Below are 16,889 nucleotides of genomic sequence, written 5' to 3'. Positions count from 1 at the left end.
TTTGATGCGATCCAGTATGGACTGGAGCCGCGCCCGTGTGTAGCGAAAACCCGAATTCCGGCCAGCGGAAAAGAATGAACCCGGCAGGCCAGCTCGAAGCCGGGATTTACACAACGCACGTACTTCGGCAAGGCCGCGATGGGAGTCGACGAAAGGCGCAGGCAGCGGCTATTTCACTGAGCGAAATTGACCGCTATGGAGAATGCCCGCGGGCGTGCGCGAGACAATCAGAACCAAGGCAGGGGTGCGATGGTAAGGGCGTTGCGACAATGGCTGGAAACCCATGAACTGCCAGCGATCATCACTGCCGTGCTCGGGGTGGTTATTGCGCTCTCGGTGCTGTTCGTTGTCGGAGGCTATCTGATCGTTACGCCCTGAGCCGATTTCCTGTGGTACAGCGCGGGCGCTTGCGTCCGATGCCTCACTTCCCCGATCCGGCCGCAGCGAGAATGGGTGACCAGCGTGCGATCTCGGATCGAACAAACCGGTCGAACGCCGCCGGGTTGCGTTCGTCCTTTGGCGGGATCGAGCCACCGAGCTGAGCAATCCGCTCGCGCACTGTGGCCTCATCAAGCGCTTTGTCGAGCGCATCCGAAAGCCGGGCGATGATTTCAGGCGGAACGCCCTTCGGCGCAAACAGTCCGGCCCAGACGCTCATCTGATAGCCTATGCCCGCTTCGCCGGCGGTCGGAACATTCGGCAGCGTTTCCAGCCGCTTCGCGGCCGAGACGGCGAAGGCCTTGACCGAGCCGGCCAGAACCGACTCCGCCACGCTGACCGATTGCTCGCACATGAAATCGACGTGGCCGCCGACCAGATCATTCAAGGCCGGGCCTGAACCGCGATAGGCAACGAGCGCCGGCTTCGCACCGATTTCCGCCGTGAACAACAGACACGCCATATGCGAGGACGCGCCGATGCCGCCATGGGCCTGCCTTACAGCGTCGCCGCGTTGTCGCAGCGTTGCGACGAATTCCTTCAGGTCGTTTGCCGGGAAATCCCTCCGCGCGATGACGACTGCCGGAGAATGGGCCGTGAAGCCGATCGGCATGAAGTCGGCAACGGGATCGTATTTGAGGTTCGGCGTCAGCACGGGAGCCGCGACATGCGAGCCCATCGCCGCGGCAAGCAGGGTATAGCCGTCAGGCGCGGCAGCAGCGACGCGCGCGCTGCCGACGGTGCCGCCGGCGCCGCTGACGTTCTCGATGACGATGGATTGCCCGAGGATCTTCGACATCTGGTTGGTAACGATGCGCGCAACGACGTCGCTGGCGCCGCCGGGCGGGAACGGCACGACCACCGTGATCGCCCTGGAGGGATAGTCCTGCGCGCGCACCGGCGCGACGATCCCAATTACAACCAGTGCGACTGCGAAAAATTTCAAGACACAAGAGCCAGGTTTCATAACGCGCTCCCATCCGTGCTGATGCACGGTCACAAGCTTCCGTCACCGTTCAATATTTCCGCGACCTTGACCGAACGCCTCTCGCGCGCCGAAACAATGCCGGCGCGTACCACCGCGAGCGATCGCGTCGCCTCCTCGCCGCCGACTTCGTGCTGACGCTGCCCGCGCGCCGCCGCGGCAAACTCCTCGAGTTCCTCGACGAGGGTATCGTTGACTGCGCATGGCACCGTGACAGGTCGGCTTTCACCGCGCTTGAGCAGCCGCAGCCCATTGTGCAGATCGTAAAACGCCGTCATGTCCTTGCCGTAGACGTTCATCAGGTAGTATTCGGAGGCCGAGGCGTAGCTGGCATTCAGCGTCGACAACGCGCCGTTCTCATGCTGCAGGATCAGGCTCGCGACGTCAGGATTGTCGCCGGGTAGCACCAGTTGCGCCGATTGCGCACGCACCGCATGGACCGGCCCGATCAGGTAGGCGAGCACGTCGATGTAGTGGATCCCGATCTGCAGCATCACGCCGCCCGGCATGCCTGCGGCCTGGTAGCGCCAGGAGGAGAGATCGACCTTGCCGAGGCGGTCGCGGCTGATATTCGCCTCGGCGTTGACGAGTCTGCCGAACCGGCCGGCGTCGATCTCTCGCCTGACGTGGCGGAAATGGCTCTCGCGCCGCCGCTGATAGCCGAGCGCCAGCACCACGCCCGCCTTGCGACAGGCCTCGGTGATGGCGCGGCCGTCCGCGATGCTGTTGGCGATCGGCTTGTCGAGAAAGACGTGCTTGCCGGCGGCCGCGGCCGCGCAGGTCGTCGCAAGGTGGACATCGTTCGGCGTCGTGTTGATGATCGCCTCGATCTCGGCATCGGCCAGCAGCGCCTCGTAACTCTCGGCCGGCCGGCAGCGGTACTTTGCCGCGAAGCTGTTGCGCTTTTCATCGGATCTTGTGTAGCAGGTGCGGATCTCGAGCTTGCCCGAGCGCTGGATCGCATCCGCCAGAACATCGGACCACCATCCCATCCCGATACAAGCCACACGGAGCGGATCGGCAGTCATCGCTTTGCCCTCTCTACGATATCATTCCCATTTCGCGCCGATCGACTCGACGGCCAGCTTGGCGATCCGCAAATCGGTCTCCCAGTCGCCGCCGCTGACGCCGACGCCGCCGATGCATTCGCGGTCGACCAGCACCGGCACGCCGCCTTCCATCGCCGTCCACCGTTCCGGTCCGGCCGCGAGCGCAAGTCCGATCGCGTGGGCCACGTCGAGGTCCTGACCGGCCGCGCCTTTGGCCGTGGTCGGGCGCCGGTTCGATGCGGCGCAAACCGCCTTGGTGGTGCAGGAGTGAACGGTGTGGAAGCGACCGCCGTCCATGCGTTCGATCAGGATCACATGTCCGCCGGCATCGACGACGGCGCAAGAGATCGCGACCTTGGCCTGGCCGGCCAATTCCAGCGCGGTCGCCATGATCATCTTCGCGCCCTGATGCGTCAGGCGCTTGCTTTCGGCGACAAACATGGGGGCGCTCCGGTCGGGAGGGACAGGCCAATTGTGCTTCACCGCAGCGCCTCCTTCAAGAAACGATACGCAATTTTCAGTTGTTTATCTGCCGCACGTGTTGGCAGGCGACAAAGCCTGGCCGAACTATGCGGCGCGAACATGGAAGTTGCCGGGGATTGTGTGCCGAGCGTCCCCAGATCGAAGGCGTCAGATGTGCTGCGCCATGATCTGCCCCGGCCGCGCATCCGGACGGGGCTCGATGTCGACCGACCAGAGGTCGCGATTGTCGACATCCTTCAGTGTCACGGTCATCACTTCGGTCTTGCCGTCGATATCGACGCGGCCGAAGAACTGCATCCCGAAGCATGGCGCGAGATTCTCGCCGCTGCAGCCCTTCTGGAACATCGCTTTTGGCCCAAACGTATTGTCGAGCGGGGCCGGCGCCCAGGTGCCCGCATGCAGCGGGCCGGAGACGAATTCCCAGAACGGTTCGAAATCCTGAAAAGTCGCTCGGTTCGGATCGTAATGATGCGCCGCCGTGTAATGCATGTCGGCGGTCAGCCACACCGTGTTGCGGATGCCGGCGCGCTTCATGAACGACAGCAGATCGGCGATCTCATGCTCGCGCCGCTCCGGCGGACCGTCGCCGAGCGCAATCGCGTCCTCGCTGATCAGGCCGATCGGCATATCGGCGGCGATCACCTTCCAGGTAGCATCGGACGCCACCAGTTCGCGCTTCAGCCAAGCCAGTTGCGTCGCGCCAAAGATACAGGTGTCGCCATGGTCGTCGCGCTTGTTGAAGGTGGAATCGCGATAGCTGCGCATGTCGATCATGAAGACGTCGAGCAGCGGGCCGTAGGCGATCTTGCGATAGATACGGCCGTCCTCCTGCGCAGGTCTCGCGCGCATCGGCATGAATTCATGGAAGGCGCGGCGGGCCCGCGCCACCAGAAGCGAGGAGCCATCCCCGGCATAGCCGGTCTCATCGGCGGTGCCGACCGGCGCCCAGTCGTTGGTGACCTCGTGATCGTCCCACTGCGCGAACAGGGGCACGGCGGCATGGAAGGCGCGAAAGTTCTGGTCGAGCCAGTTGTATTTGTAGTTGCCGCGGAACTGCGCCAGCGTTTGTGCGACGACGGACTTTTCCTCGGTGACGATGTTCCGCCACACCCCGCCGTCGGGCAGTTTCAATTCCCGCTCCACCGGGCAGTCCGCATAGATGTGGTCGCCGGAATGGATGAAGAAGTCCGGACGGTTGTCGAGCATCGTCCGGTAAGTCCGCATCCCGCCACGGCTTTCATCGATGCCCCAGCCCTGCCCCGTCGTATCGCCGGACCAGGCGAACGACACGTTGCTCCTTGCCGTGGGCGCGGTGCGGAAATGCCCGGCCTGCGTCTCGCCGGCCAGTCCCGGCGTGTCGATGCTTTCAAACCGCACGCGATAGAAGATGTCCTGCCCCGATGGCAGGCCGCCGAGCAGAACCTTCGATGTAAAATCGCTTGCCGGCAATGCATCGGCCGAAGCCGCGCCGATGATGGTCTTGAAGTCTTCGGCGGTCGAACACTCGACCTGCATCCGCGCGGCGCGGTCGGCGCGCGCCCAAACGACAGCGGAATCGGCCGAGACGTCGCCGGATTGAATGCCGCTGGTGATGAGCGGCCGATCGGCGGCGCGGCTGAGATAGGGTCTGGCGAGGCTGCCGAGACCGGCGACGGCACATGTTGCGGCGGAGCGGACCAGCCATTGACGCCGGTTCAAGCTTTGCCCGGCGCGTATCGCAATCGGCATCGAAGCACCCTCGTCGAATCACGACGAAGGTGTGCCCGTTGAATTTGACTCGCGGCTGAAGCTTTTACGACAGGTGGATGACGTAGAATCGTAGGATGGGTGGAGCGAAGCTACGAACTAATTCTGCCAGCCGCAGATGGCGCCGGACCTGCACGGCCAGGTCTGAATCCGCGTGTCGCGCGCCTGGGCGTCAAGCGGGTTGCTGTGGCGGCGCGCCAGCTGGGCGCGGGCCGCACCCCGCGGCTTCTCGACGCGTTCCTGCGCAACATGCGCCTTGCGCTCCGGAGTTTTACGGACAACCACGCGCTCCGTCTTCACCGGCTTGCGATCGGTTCGGGCTTCGATCCGGACTGGAGCGAATTGCGTCTCCGGCCCGAGCCGCTTCGGCGAGAGCACGGCGCTGGAAAGATCGAGTCCGAACAGTTCGCCCGCGCGATACTCATCGCCGAGCGCGGCGCTACCCGACATCAGGAGCCCCGCGCAAAGTGCCGCGGCAATAGCATTCTTCAGGACCATCGCAGGCCTCGTGAAACCAACTCAAAAGCTAGGGAACAGCCATCATGTAGGAAGCCGCCAGCACAATTCCAGCGGGTTCCGCCCTCGGGATTACCGGTGAGTGATCCCGGCCGCGAAGAAGTTCACGTGCCGAATCAACTGCCCCTACTCGGCGGCCTCCGCCATCGGCTGGCCGATCGCGGCCTCCAGTCGCGCGCACTCTCTGCGGAACTTCGCTACATTAGCTTCCTTAATATGGCCGTAGCCGCGAACGAGTTCCGCGGACTTCGCCAATGCGACCAACCGCGGCCAGTCCTGCGGCTTCGCTCTGTCGAGATGGCGGAAGATCATGTCAGAATATTCGCCCGGCAGCGCCCGCTCCATCCGCCGCTCGGCCGTGTAGCCAAACGGATCGAACGCGGTGCCGCGCAGAAACTTGAATCGTGTCAGGATATCGAACGCGCGGAAAATCCAGGCGCCGAACTCGCGCTTGCGCAGATGGCCGGTGACCTTGTCGCGTGACGCCAGCAGCGGCGGCGCCAGGCTGACCTTGACGCCCTCCTCGCCGTCGAACTGTTCCTTCAACGCTTTTGCGAACTCGCCGTCGGAATAAAGCCGGGCGACTTCATATTCGTCCTTGTAGGCCATCAACTTGAACAGGCCTTTTGCGAAAGCTTCCGTCAGTTCATGCGAACCGGGCGCGGCCTTGGCCTCGGCGGCGCGGACGCGTTCGATCTCGGCGAGATAGCGCTTCGAATAGACCTCGTTCTGGTAGTTGGTCAGAAATTCGGCTCGGAAGGCGATGCTCTCCTCGAGCGTCCGCCGGACCGGCGCCGCGCCCGAACTCTTGAAGCGCGCCGCGGTGACGACCCGCTGCAGGTCGTGCGCGGCAAGCCGGCCCCAGGAGAATGCCAGCTTGTTCATCTCGATCGCCGCGCCGTTGAGGTCGATCGCCTTCATGATCGCTTCCAGCGACAGCGGGATCGCGCCGCGCTGGAACGCAAAACCGAGCATGAAGGCGTTGGTGGCGATGCTGTCGCCCATCAGCGCGGTGGCAAGGCCGGTCGCGTCGAGGATGTCGAGATCGGAGGCGCTGACCGCCTCGTTGAGCGCCTCCCGCATCGCGCCCGCCTCGAAATCGATGTCGGGGTTGATGACGAAGCTCGCAGTCGGCAAGAGGTCGGCATTGACGATCGCCCGCGTGAGACCGCGCTCGGCCCGGCTCAGCGAGGGAATGCTGGTAGCGACCACGATGTCGCAGCCGAGAATGAGATTGGCGTTACCGGGTGCGATGCGAACCGTCGAGAGATCGTCCGCCGTCGGCGCGATGCGGACATGGCTCATAACCGCACCGTTCTTCTGCGACAGGCCGGTAAAGTCGAGTGTCGAACACGCCATCCCCTCGACATGCGCGGCCATGCCGAGCAGCGCACCGATGGTGATGACGCCGGTGCCGCCGATGCCGGTGACCAGGATATTGCAGGGGCCCGCGAGCGCTGGGGTAGCGGGCGTCGGCAGGTCGGCGAACAGCGCCGACGGATCAGCCGCGGTGCGGTCGGCCTTGCGCAGCTTGCCGCCGTGCACGGTGACAAAACTCGGGCAAAAGCCCTCGATGCAGGAAAAATCCTTGTTGCAGTTCGACTGGTCGATCCGCCGCTTGCGGCCGAATTCGGTCTCCAGCGGCTGCACCGAGACGCAGTTGGAAACAGAAGAGCAGTCGCCGCAGCCTTCGCAGACCCGCTCATTAATGAAGATGCGTTTCGGCGGATCCGGATAGAGGCCGCGCTTGCGGCGGCGGCGCTTTTCCGCCGCGCAGGTCTGGTCGTAGATCAGCACCGTGAGGCCCTTGACCTCGCGCAGTTCCTTTTGCACCGCGTCGAGTTCGCGGCGGTGATGAACAGTCGCGCCTGATGGGAAGTAATTGCTTGGGTATTTCTCCGGATCGTCGGACACGATGACGAGGCGTTTTGCCCCCTCCGCAGCAACCTGGTGCGCGATCTGCGACACCGTCAGACCGCCCTCGGCCGGCTGGCCGCCGGTCATCGCCACCGCGTCGTTATAAAGGATCTTGTACGTGATGTTGACGCCGGAAGCCGCCGCCGCGCGGATCGCCAGCAGGCCGGAATGGGTGTAGGTGCCATCGCCGAGATTCTGGAACACGTGCGGCTCATCGGTGAACGGCGCCTGCCCGATCCAGGTGACGCCTTCCGCGCCCATATGCGAGATCGTCTGCGTCCGGCGATTCGGCACCGAGAGCGCCATGCCGTGACAGCCGATGCCGGCCATCGCGCGGCTGCCTTCGGGTATCTTGGTCGAGGTGTTGTGCGGACAGCCGGAGCAGAAGTACGGCGTGCGCTGCAGCTTTGCTGCGCCGACGCCCTCCGCCGGCCGGTCGAAGGCTTCGAGCTTTGCGAGGCGCTGCTCCAGCGCCGGGCTGCGATGGCCGAGTTTTCGCAAGCGCGCGACCACAGCCGCCGCCACCATGGTCGGCGTCAACTCGCCTTCGCTCGGCAGCAGCGGCGCGCCGCTCTCGTCGCGCTTGCCGACCACCGAAGGCCGCTTCGAGGCATCGACGTTGTAGAGAATGCGAAGAAGCTGGTCCTCGATGAAGCCGCGCTTCTCCTCGACGACCAGCACGTCCTGCAACCCTTCGGCAAACACGCGCGCGCCGGTTTCCTCCAGCGGCCAGGTCAGCGCGACCTTGTAGATGCGCAATCCCAGCGCCTTTGCCTCGGCGTCGGTAATGCCGAGATCGGCCAGCGCCTGCCGCAGATCGAGATAGGCCTTGCCGGTCGCCATGATGCCGAGCCGCGCGGGCTTTGAGTCAAGCACGATGCGGTCGAAGCGATTGACACGCGCGAATGCCGCGACTGCCTGCATCTTCGGGCCGTGCAGCCGACGCTCCTGCTCCATCGGCGCATCCGGCCAGCGGATCGAAAGTCCGCCCGGCGGCATCTCGAAATCGTCAGGCGTGATGATCCTGATGCGGTCGGGATCGCTGACGATCGACGCCGAGCTTTCGACCGTCTCGGAGATCGCCTTGAAGCCGACCCAGCAACCGGAATAGCGCGACAGCGCAAAGCTTAGAATGCCGAGATCGAGATAATCCTGCAGCGTCGCCGGATTGACCACCGGCATCAGCGCCGCGGCAAATACCTGCTCGCTCTGATGCGCCAGCGTCGAGGACTGGCAGCCATGGTCGTCGCCGGCCAGCGCAATCACGCCGCCATTCTTCGACGTGCCGGCAGAGTTGGCGTGCTTGAGCGCGTCCACCGAGCGGTCGACACCGGGGCCCTTGCCATACCAGATACCGAATACGCCATCGACCTTGGCGCCGGGGAACATGCCGACCTGTTGGCTGCCCCATACCGCCGTCGCCGCCAGATCCTCGTTGAGGCCGGGCGAGAACTCGATGTCATGCTGCTTGAGAAAGGTTTTCGCGCGCCACAGCGCGTGGTCATACATGCCGAGCGGCGAGCCGCGGTAGCCTGATATGAACCCGGCGGTGTTGAGCCCCTGCGCGCGGTCGCGTTCGCGCTGCAACATGGGAAGACGGACCAGCGCCTGCGTACCGGACAGGAAGATTCGCTTCGCATCCAGCCGGTACTTGTCATCCAGCCCAACTTCCATCAACGCCATTCGTCCGCTCCCCGTCGCGCCGGTTATTTGAACCGGTCTAATTGCGAACAGAATGCACCGGTTTTGCTATGCGTGCCCAGCGTGAATTCATGGCCGCAGGACATATCTCGGCCTGCCTTGGGATCAGCCCGCCTCTTGCGGGCCCCCGCCTTCTTTGAAACGTTTGGGCGTAAAGGGAGACACCAGGGATGACAGAACCGGCATTCAGGACCGAGTTATCGGAGAGCGGCAATCTGCTGGTGGGGCCGTGGCGCAGCCCCAAACAGATGCTCCACGCGCAGGTCTACGACTCCCACGCCTCGATCCACGACGACGCTACCGCGCAAAAACTCGGCTTTCAGCGCGGCACCATCGAGGGCCCGACCCATTTCAGCCAGTTCGCGCCACTATGCGAACGCATCTGGGGCCAGGCCTGGTTCGAGAGCGGATGCCTGTCCGCGCATTACCGCAACCCCGCCTTCGAGGGTGAGGAAGTTCAGGCCAATATCGAGAAGCCGAAGCCGGGCGAGAGGACTTGCGCGATCGGCATGACCAAGCGCGACGGCACCGAGATCTTGCGCGGCACCGCTTCCGTCGGCGACGTGACGGAAACGGCGCTAAGTCAGCGGCTCGGCGAACTGAAGCCGCTCGCCGATCCTGTCATCCTCGCCGACCTCAAGGTCGGCATGAAGACGGGACGGCAGACGGTAAAAATGGATTTCGACCAGCACATGGGCGACCTCTACCCGTTTTCGCTTGCCGACAAGCTCAAGGCCATCACTGAACCTTCGGCCTATTATTCCCAGGAACTCAATCCCTGGGGTCGCGCGATCATTCCGTTCGAAATGCTGAGCGTGCTGTTTCAATACCGCGCCCGCGAGGACCGGCTGCCGGTGCGCGGGCCCGCCGTCGGGCTGTTCGCCGATCAGGAAATCCGCCTGCTGCGCGGCCCGCTATTCGTCGGGGAGAATTATTCGACCGAACGCGAAGTGGTGGCGCTGAGCGGCAGCCGCCGCACCGAAAGCGTGTGGATGCGCACCACGGTATTCGCTTCGGATGACAAGCCGGTTGCAACCATGTTGCTCAACATGGCCAGCATCAAGGACTCCTACGCCAGCTACGAGCGGGAGCACAAAGCGCTCTACGGCTAGGTGAGCGTGATGCGCTATCGCCAATAAGGACAACAACAAAATGGCTCGCCTGCCCTATCTCGAAGCCGACCAGGTCGCGCCCGAGTACCGCGACATGCTCAAGCGCAACACCAATTTGCACAAGCTGTTGGTGAACTCGCCGGACATGGCCCGCGCCTTCAACGGCGTCGGCAACTACATCCGCTTCAAGAGCAAGCTCGATCCGCGCTTGCGCGAGCTTGCGATCCTGCAGGTCGGCTGGATGGAGAAATCTGAATACGAGTTCACCCACCACGTGAAGATCGGCAGGGAATTCGGCGTCACCGACGAGGATATCGAAGGACTGATGGCCGAGACCGAGGGCAAGCCATCAAAGCTGGAACCGCTCGCAAAGACGATTCTCCGCGGCGCCCGCGAGATGGTGCGGGAGCTTGCGATGTCGGAGGCAACCTTCGGCGAGATCAAGCAAAAACTCTCCGACGAAGAGATGGTCGACCTCGTGCTCACCATCGCCTTCTATTGCGCCGTGGTCCGCGTGCTGGCGACGATGAAGATCGACAACGAACCCTATTACAAAGAGGTACTGCAACAGTACCCGATCCCGGGAGTGGAATGAGATGCGCCTGAAAGATCGTGTCGCCATCATCGTCGGCGCCGGCCAGAGTCCCGGCGAAGGCATCGGCAACGGCCGCGCCACCGCGCTGACCTTTGCGCGTGAAGGCGCCAAGGTCTTGTGCGTCGATCATAATCTGGAATCGGCGCAGGAAACCGTCGACCTGATTGCCGCGAATGGCGGCACCGCGGCGGCATTCAAGGCCGACGTCACCAGGAACGCCGAGTTGAAGGCGATGGTGGCGGATGCGCAAACGCGCTGGGGCCGCATCGACATCCTGCATAATAATGTCGGCGTCAGCCTGTCCGGCGGCGACGCGGAACTGCTCGAGATCTCGGAGGAAGCCTTCGACCGCTGCGTGGCGATCAACCTGAAGAGCTGCGTGCTCGCCGCCAAGCACGTGATCCCGATCATGCGCCAGCAAAAGAGCGGCGCGATCATCAACATCTCCTCGATGGCCGCGATCACCACCTATCCTTATGTGGCCTACAAGGCGACCAAGTCGGCGATGATCGCCTTCACCGAACAGCTCGCCTACCAGAACGCGCAATATGGCATTCGCGCCAACGTCATCCTGCCCGGCCTGATGAACACGCCGATGGCAGTCGACACCCGCGCCCGCGAATGGGGAAAGAGCCGCGCCGAAGTCGAGGCGGAGCGCGATGCCAAGGTGCCGCTGCGTCACAAGATGGGCACCGGCTGGGACGTCGCCAACGCCGCCCTGTTCCTCGCGTCGGACGAAGCGAGCTTCATCACCGGCGTGACCCTGCCGGTCGACGGCGGCGCCAGCGTGCGGCGCGGATAGGATAGTGGATTCGTAGGGTGGGCAAAGGCGCACCGCGCCGTGCCCACCATCGAACACCTCGCTCGCAATGGTGGACACGCTTCGCTTTGCCCACCCTACGGCAGCAGCGCCGTTCATCGCGCTGTGAGCTGAATCACGGTATTCGAACCAGGCCGCCGTTTACTTTTCGTTAGTAACCTTCTCCTAAGGGTTGCGGCGATTGGGCGGCCTTTTTGCCGACCCTGCTCACGCGACCTGCGCCGGCGTAATTTTGTTTTTTGGCCCCCGCGTGATTCGACAACATCGACCAATTCCAATGACACGATGATGTGACAGCGCATCGTCGCTTGTCGAAATACCGACTCGTTGCGGTCGCACGAATTTCACGTGCGCTCGCTATGAGACGCCACAAGAATTGTGGAAGCCGAGGCACCATGAACGAAGAATTCGACTACGACCTGACGCCGTCCCAGTGGGAAACACTGAAGGCATTGCGCACTCCGGCATCAAGATTGCCGCGCATGAGCCGCTACACGATCGACGGCCTGATCGTGCTCGAACTCGCCGTCATGAACGGCGACGCGCCCGCCATCACGGCGAAGGGACGCAAGGTGCTGATTCGCGGATCGTCGCTGTTGCTGCAGGATCTGGCCGCCTGACCGCGCGGCATTGCGCACCTGCAGCATAAATTTCGCATTGACCGCACCTGATTCCCTGACATATCGGAGTTCCATCGACTGAGTGGCAACTAGGGTTCCGGATGGCGAAACCGCCATCGCCGGTCCGAGCGTTGCGGAAAACCGCGGTAGCACGCGGCTGCACCCGAGGGACAAAAGCCCAGAGGAGGAGATGTCGAGATCTTGTTCGCGCCAGATGGCACGGAGGTCTCATGTCGTTGCTCTCACTCTCCTTCGTTGTCCTCGCCGCCTTTATTCACGCCACCTGGAATCTGCTTTCGAAACGCGAGGCGCGGATCCTCGAATACTTCCCGCGCCTGCGCGAGCGCATGGACGTCGCCGCCGACGATTTCGAAATCGGCTACCGCGAGGCGCGCTATCTGTTCGAGAAGATGGGCGGCAAGGGCAAGATCGTCGTCATCGAGGGAACGCCGGCCGCGCCGACCAACCGCGAGCGCGTCCGCGGCTACCAGCGCGCCTGCCCCGAGTGGCGCGACGTCGCGCGCTGACTCAACCCTGAAGAGAGACAGGTTCGCTACACCACCGCAAAGCCGTTCCGAACTTGCCGCTGCCCGGAGCAGGCGTATATTCGACCGATGGCTGTCAGCTCGCCCGATCTGAAAGCATTTTTGCTCGCCACGCCTTTCTTCGGTGGCCTCTCCGACGCAAGCCTCGATCGCCTGATCTCCATGCTGGTCGAACGCCGCTTCGACGCCGGCGCCACGATCGTCGCGGAAGGAGAACCGGGGCGCTCCATGTTCATTGTTCTCTCGGGCGAACTCGTGGTGAGCAAGCTCGGTGATTCCGGGCGCTCAATTCGGATGTTGGTTCTAGAGCCCGGCGATTTCTTCGGCGAAATGACGCTGATCGAAATGCAGAACCGGTCGGCCACCGTGGTCGCGGAGAGCGAAACCGTACTGCACGAGCTGACGGCCGGAAACCTTTACGCGTACTACAAGGCCGACATCCACGGCTATGTGATTGTGATGCAGAATATCAATCGCGAACTGTGCCGGCGGCTCCGCCGCGCCGACCGTCGCATAGCCGAGCTGAGCGCCCGTGCCGATGGCTCATAGCGCCGGGGGCAAGCCACCGGCCCATCCACGTCAATCCGGCTACCTTACGAAAGCAGCGAATCTTCCTCCGGCCTTGTCCGCGCGATGATCTCAGCCGCGCCCTTGTCGAGCAGTTCGAGACCAACCGTCCTGCCGAGTTCGCGCGGCCGGTCCGCTGGCCCCTGCCGCGACACCTCGATGAAGCGGTCGCCGGCTTCATCCAGCACGGCGGCCGTCAGCGTCATCTCGCGGCCATCAAGCGTGGCATGGCCGGCGATTGGCGAGTTGCAGTGACCGTTCAAGACCCACAACACCTCGCGCTCGGCTTCGGCACAGAGCCGCGACGAGGCGTCCTCGATCCTCGAAAGGCGTTCGCGCGTGAGCCAGTCCTTCTCGACGCATTCCACCGCGACGATGCCCTGCCCCACCGCGGGCAGCATCTCGCGGACCGAAAAGTCATGGACAATGCGGGACGCCATTCCGATGCGTTCGAGCCCGGACCGCGCCATGACAAGCGCGTCCGCAGGTCCCACCTCGCCGCCGTCGGGCAGCCGCTGCTTGTCGCCGCGATCGAGTTTTGCCACGCGCGTATCGGCCGCGCCGCGGAAATGGATCACGGTGGCTTCCGGAAACAGCCGGCGCAGATAGGCGGCGCGGCGCACGGCATTGGTGCCGATCTTGAAGCCCTTGCCATGCGAAGCGCGAAAGTCGTCGAGCGAGAGGCCAGGACGCAGTACCAGCGCATCGTTGGCAGCATCGCGCGGCAGAGTCGCGGCGATGATCAGGCCCGGCGTTTCCTCGTTCCCAGGAACGTCCTTCAACGAATGCATCGCCGCCTGCAATTGCCCGGCGAGCATCGCCTCGCGAATCTCCGCGACGAAGGCGCCGCCCTTGCCGCCATGGCGCAGCAGCTTGCTGGTCTGGTCCTGGTCGCCGCGGGTTTCGAACTTGACAATCTCGACATCGAGCGCGGGATCGGCCACGCGCAGCAGCCGCGCGATCCCTTCCGTCTGCGCGAGCGCCATCGCGCTCTTGCGCGTGCCGATCTTCAAGGTCTGTTCCGACACAAGATCTCCGTTCGAAAGCGGTCCATCGCTGATGTTTTGTGCGTAGGGGATAGAGCAAGCCGCCCATCAGAACAACGGCTTTGGCCGGCCGGGCCCAACGTGTTCTTCCCGCCAGACCGGCGTGGCCCGCTTCAAGCCCCGCTGGCCGATGGTCTGCCATGCCGAAAACGTTATTTGTGCAGCGCATCAAAATCCATAGGGTGCCGCCTGCAAAAGGATTTTTTCGTTGTCCGATACCAGTGCCGATGCCTTGACCGCTTCAGGCCACCGCCCGATGGGCTTTCCCGAATTCGTCATCGTGATCGCCTCGATCATGGCGCTGAATCCGCTTGCGATGGACATGATGCTGCCGGCGCTGCCGAACATCGCGTCCGCCTTCCACATCACTTCAGTCAACCGGCCGCAGATGGTGCTGTCGATTTTTCTGGTCGGCTTCGGCGTTGGCCAGTTCGTGATGGGCCCCTTGTCCGACCGGTTCGGCCGGCGGCCGGTCCTGCTCGGCGGCATGACCGTCTATTGCGCTGCCAGCCTGCTCGCGATCGCCGCGCCCTCGTTCGAGACGCTGTTGCTGGCGCGTGCCTTGCAGGGCCTCAGCACCTCGGCCACGCGCGTGATCGCGACCTCGATCGTGCGCGACTGCTATGCCGGGCGCCGCATGGCGAGCGTGATGTCGCTGACGATGATGATCTTCATTGCCGTGCCTGTCGTCGCCCCGGCATTCGGCCAGGCCGTGCTGCTGGTGTCGCACTGGCGCGGCATCTTCATCGTGCTGATGCTCTATGGCGTGGTGGCGCTGATCTGGAGCGCGCTGCGCCTGCCGGAGACGCTGCCGGCCGAACGGCGCCGCTCGCTTGCCATTGACGAAGTGTTCGACGCCTTCCGCCAGACCGTGACCAACCGCCAGACGCTGGGTTATGCGCTGGTCGCCGGCGGCGTATTGGGCTCGCTGTTCGCTTTCGTTTTCATCTCGCAGCAGGTGTTCACCGGGATCTACCAGCTCGGACATTATTTTCCGCTGGCGTTTGCCGGCGTCGCGGTTGGAACGGCTATCGCCGGCTTCGTCAATTCCCGCCTCGTCGGCCGCCTCGGCATGCGCGTGATCTCGCATGCCGCGCTGATCGGCTTCGTCGTCATCGCTGCAACCATGCTGGTGGCGGCAAAACTGCAGATGCTGCCGTTGCCGCTGTTCATGGTGCTTTCGATTTCGATGATGTTTGCGTTCGGGTTGATGATCGCCAATTTCACCGCGCTCGCCATGGAGCCGCAGGGCCATATCGCCGGCACCGCCGCATCGCTGTACGGCTCGATCACCACGCTCCTCGCCATCGGCATTGGCGCCACCATTGGCCAGGATTACGACGGCACGCTGGTGCCGTTCGCGACTGGTTTCCTGCTCTGCACGCTGGCCGCGCTCGCCGTGGTGCTGGTGGTGGAGAAAGGCCGGCTGTTCAGGCCTTACGGCCTGAAGGTGTGATAAGTGGCGCCGCTGATTTGCTCAACGAGGTAGGACAAGGGAGGCTGACTGCTTAAGCCAAATCTATTCATACTCACTAAAGTCCAACGACACGATTCCAATCAGCAATGTACATGTAAACGCGCTGATACTCCGTAGGCAGAAGCACCCGATTATGCGCGATGAAGTGGCGAACTTTTTCCAGTTCATCCATGCGCTGCTTCAACCAATGCTGGCTTGGCAACAAATCCTCGAAGTGCGCCCACTTCTCGACAATGATAGTCGCTAGATGGCCAAAATCCGCAAACCCAAGCACGTCCGACTTCTCTCCGCTTAGCCAAGAATCCTGTTCAGCGGCTTTTTGTCGTCCCTCTGCAAACGACCTTATCTTTGCTGGTAGCTTCTGAATCCAATCTATGCCGTCTTTTTCTTCTAGCGTTTCGCGAATCAGAGATCTCACCTCGTTCTCAAAACAATGAATAACAACGTACAGCCGTCCCATCTCCAAAGCTTGGTTTCGCCGGACGACTCCGAAAGGCGACAACGCCTCCGATAGGAGTCTTTCCTCCGCTTGGCCCACATCCGCTCCAACTTGGATACCAGCGGATTGAAATCCAGCCGCTTTTGACTCAAACATTAGTCCCCGAAACATGAAATCTCTGAGAGCAGTCCTGGTGTCAGTCAAGAAGGTGCTCCCTCAATGATTTGAAAATCGCATTGAAAACCTCAACGTCCTTTGTCGCAGGCAGGTGGATCTGAATGTTGTAGTGAAGTGTTGCTGGTCTTACTGAGCGTACGAGCTTGTCAGAACGAGAGACTTCGTGAGGCAGCGTCGGCTCATTTTCCTGCTTGCTTTCGAGCGTGATACTTGGTGTCGCGGCCGTGAGATCGGCTAATGGCAAGAGTGAATAGAAGGTGCTGGTCATTAATTTGGCCATGCGCTCAGTCGTATTATGTGCGCTTTTAAACTTCCCCTCGATAAGGCTTCGATCCGCATCAGTGGGATGAGCCTTGATCGTAAAAAGATCTGAATATGCCTCCCGAACCGCTTGTCCCATTACCCTTCTTGCTTGGCTGTGATCTCGATACGAATGGTAGCGCGACGTAGGCACTCCTTCCGCAGACAGGAACCCGAGCGCCTTTAACAGCGGAATGATCGCGCGATGGTTCGTGGACTGGAAGCCGATGTCCTTCAGGTATTGACTGGTAAATTTATCCGGCGCTTGTCCCTCAGATATCCGTTTGAAAATATCCGGTAATTGCCCATAAATCTGAACGTAGACGTCCGGCAATGCCATGAATTATCCCTTCTTC

At 62.6% G+C, this 16,889-nt stretch carries 17 protein-coding genes; 8 read left to right on the top strand and 9 right to left on the bottom strand.

Translation table 11 applies throughout. From position 1 onward, the window contains the following. The first annotated feature begins 249 nt into the window (after positions 1 to 249). Positions 250 to 378, top strand: a complete 129-nt coding sequence (locus ACH79_RS44795; RefSeq protein WP_256380326.1) for a hypothetical protein — start codon at positions 250 to 252, stop codon at positions 376 to 378. A gap of 43 nt (positions 379 to 421) precedes the next feature. Here the strand turns inward: ACH79_RS44795 and ACH79_RS20390 are convergent, their stop codons facing one another. The 6 genes from ACH79_RS20390 to ACH79_RS20365 all read right to left on the bottom strand — a co-directional run bounded on the left by ACH79_RS20390 (position 422) and on the right by ACH79_RS20365 (position 8,817). Beyond that, the gene (locus ACH79_RS20390) at positions 422 to 1,384 is read right to left on the bottom strand and encodes a tripartite tricarboxylate transporter substrate-binding protein (protein ID WP_246738613.1); all 963 of its coding nucleotides are present in this window, start codon (positions 1,382 to 1,384) and stop codon (positions 422 to 424) included. Between the two features lie 50 nt (positions 1,385 to 1,434). Continuing rightward, positions 1,435 to 2,451, bottom strand: coding sequence for a Gfo/Idh/MocA family protein (locus ACH79_RS20385; RefSeq protein ID WP_161852585.1), 1,017 nt, complete (start codon positions 2,449 to 2,451; stop codon positions 1,435 to 1,437). Positions 2,452 to 2,472: 21 nt separating this feature from the next. Beyond that, positions 2,473 to 2,913 carry a heme-binding protein gene (locus ACH79_RS20380; protein ID WP_161852584.1) on the bottom strand — a complete coding sequence of 147 codons (441 nt, stop codon included), beginning with the start codon at positions 2,911 to 2,913 and terminating at the stop codon, positions 2,473 to 2,475. A gap of 189 nt (positions 2,914 to 3,102) precedes the next feature. Then, positions 3,103 to 4,683 carry an alkaline phosphatase gene (locus ACH79_RS20375; RefSeq protein WP_161852583.1) on the bottom strand — a complete coding sequence of 527 codons (1,581 nt, stop codon included), beginning with the start codon at positions 4,681 to 4,683 and terminating at the stop codon, positions 3,103 to 3,105. A gap of 117 nt (positions 4,684 to 4,800) precedes the next feature. Next, complete coding sequence (locus ACH79_RS20370) at positions 4,801 to 5,199, bottom strand: hypothetical protein (protein ID WP_161852582.1); 399 nt, start codon at positions 5,197 to 5,199, stop codon at positions 4,801 to 4,803. Positions 5,200 to 5,343: 144 nt separating this feature from the next. Then, positions 5,344 to 8,817: an indolepyruvate ferredoxin oxidoreductase family protein gene (locus tag ACH79_RS20365; RefSeq protein ID WP_161852581.1), complete on the bottom strand. Its 3,474-nt coding sequence runs from the start codon at positions 8,815 to 8,817 to the stop codon at positions 5,344 to 5,346. Between the two features lie 188 nt (positions 8,818 to 9,005). On the opposite strand from ACH79_RS20365, the gene ACH79_RS20360 reads away from it, so the two are divergent. The 6 genes from ACH79_RS20360 to ACH79_RS20340 all read left to right on the top strand — a co-directional run bounded on the left by ACH79_RS20360 (position 9,006) and on the right by ACH79_RS20340 (position 13,076). Beyond that, entirely contained in the window at positions 9,006 to 9,947 is a 942-nt protein-coding gene (locus ACH79_RS20360) for a hypothetical protein (protein WP_161852580.1), read from the top strand. 40 nt (positions 9,948 to 9,987) lie between these two features. Then, positions 9,988 to 10,542: a carboxymuconolactone decarboxylase family protein gene (locus tag ACH79_RS20355; protein ID WP_161852579.1), complete on the top strand. Its 555-nt coding sequence runs from the start codon at positions 9,988 to 9,990 to the stop codon at positions 10,540 to 10,542. A 1-nt stretch (position 10,543) separates the two neighbouring features. After that, positions 10,544 to 11,344 carry an SDR family NAD(P)-dependent oxidoreductase gene (locus ACH79_RS20350; protein ID WP_161852578.1) on the top strand — a complete coding sequence of 267 codons (801 nt, stop codon included), beginning with the start codon at positions 10,544 to 10,546 and terminating at the stop codon, positions 11,342 to 11,344. Between the two features lie 413 nt (positions 11,345 to 11,757). Then, positions 11,758 to 11,982, top strand: a complete 225-nt coding sequence (locus ACH79_RS20345; RefSeq protein ID WP_161852577.1) for a hypothetical protein — start codon at positions 11,758 to 11,760, stop codon at positions 11,980 to 11,982. 230 nt (positions 11,983 to 12,212) lie between these two features. Next, entirely contained in the window at positions 12,213 to 12,509 is a 297-nt protein-coding gene (locus tag ACH79_RS43045) for a hypothetical protein (RefSeq protein WP_202639276.1), read from the top strand. 87 nt (positions 12,510 to 12,596) lie between these two features. Continuing rightward, positions 12,597 to 13,076: a cyclic nucleotide-binding domain-containing protein gene (locus ACH79_RS20340; RefSeq protein WP_161852576.1), complete on the top strand. Its 480-nt coding sequence runs from the start codon at positions 12,597 to 12,599 to the stop codon at positions 13,074 to 13,076. A 44-nt stretch (positions 13,077 to 13,120) separates the two neighbouring features. Here the strand turns inward: ACH79_RS20340 and hemC are convergent, their stop codons facing one another. Further along, positions 13,121 to 14,080 carry a hydroxymethylbilane synthase gene (gene hemC / locus ACH79_RS20335; RefSeq protein WP_246738696.1) on the bottom strand — a complete coding sequence of 320 codons (960 nt, stop codon included), beginning with the start codon at positions 14,078 to 14,080 and terminating at the stop codon, positions 13,121 to 13,123. A gap of 268 nt (positions 14,081 to 14,348) precedes the next feature. Here hemC and ACH79_RS20330 point away from each other — a divergent pair, with 268 nt between their 5' ends. After that, on the top strand, positions 14,349 to 15,596 hold the full coding sequence (locus ACH79_RS20330; protein ID WP_161852575.1) for a multidrug effflux MFS transporter: 1,248 nt from the start codon (positions 14,349 to 14,351) through the stop codon (positions 15,594 to 15,596). 76 nt (positions 15,597 to 15,672) lie between these two features. Here ACH79_RS20330 and ACH79_RS20325 read toward each other — a convergent pair whose 3' ends face one another. Beyond that, positions 15,673 to 16,260, bottom strand: a complete 588-nt coding sequence (locus ACH79_RS20325; protein ID WP_246738612.1) for a Swt1 family HEPN domain-containing protein — start codon at positions 16,258 to 16,260, stop codon at positions 15,673 to 15,675. Continuing rightward, complete coding sequence (locus ACH79_RS20320; RefSeq protein WP_161852574.1) at positions 16,253 to 16,873, bottom strand: DUF5343 domain-containing protein; 621 nt, start codon at positions 16,871 to 16,873, stop codon at positions 16,253 to 16,255. Before ACH79_RS20320 ends, ACH79_RS20325 begins: the two co-directional genes overlap by 8 nt. Positions 16,874 to 16,889 lie beyond the last annotated feature (16 nt).

The organism is Bradyrhizobium sp. CCBAU 051011, assembly GCF_009930815.1.
Taxonomy (GTDB): domain Bacteria; phylum Pseudomonadota; class Alphaproteobacteria; order Rhizobiales; family Xanthobacteraceae; genus Bradyrhizobium.
Note: the sequence above shows the minus strand (reverse complement) of the source record. Positions and strands in the feature narration are given on the sequence as shown.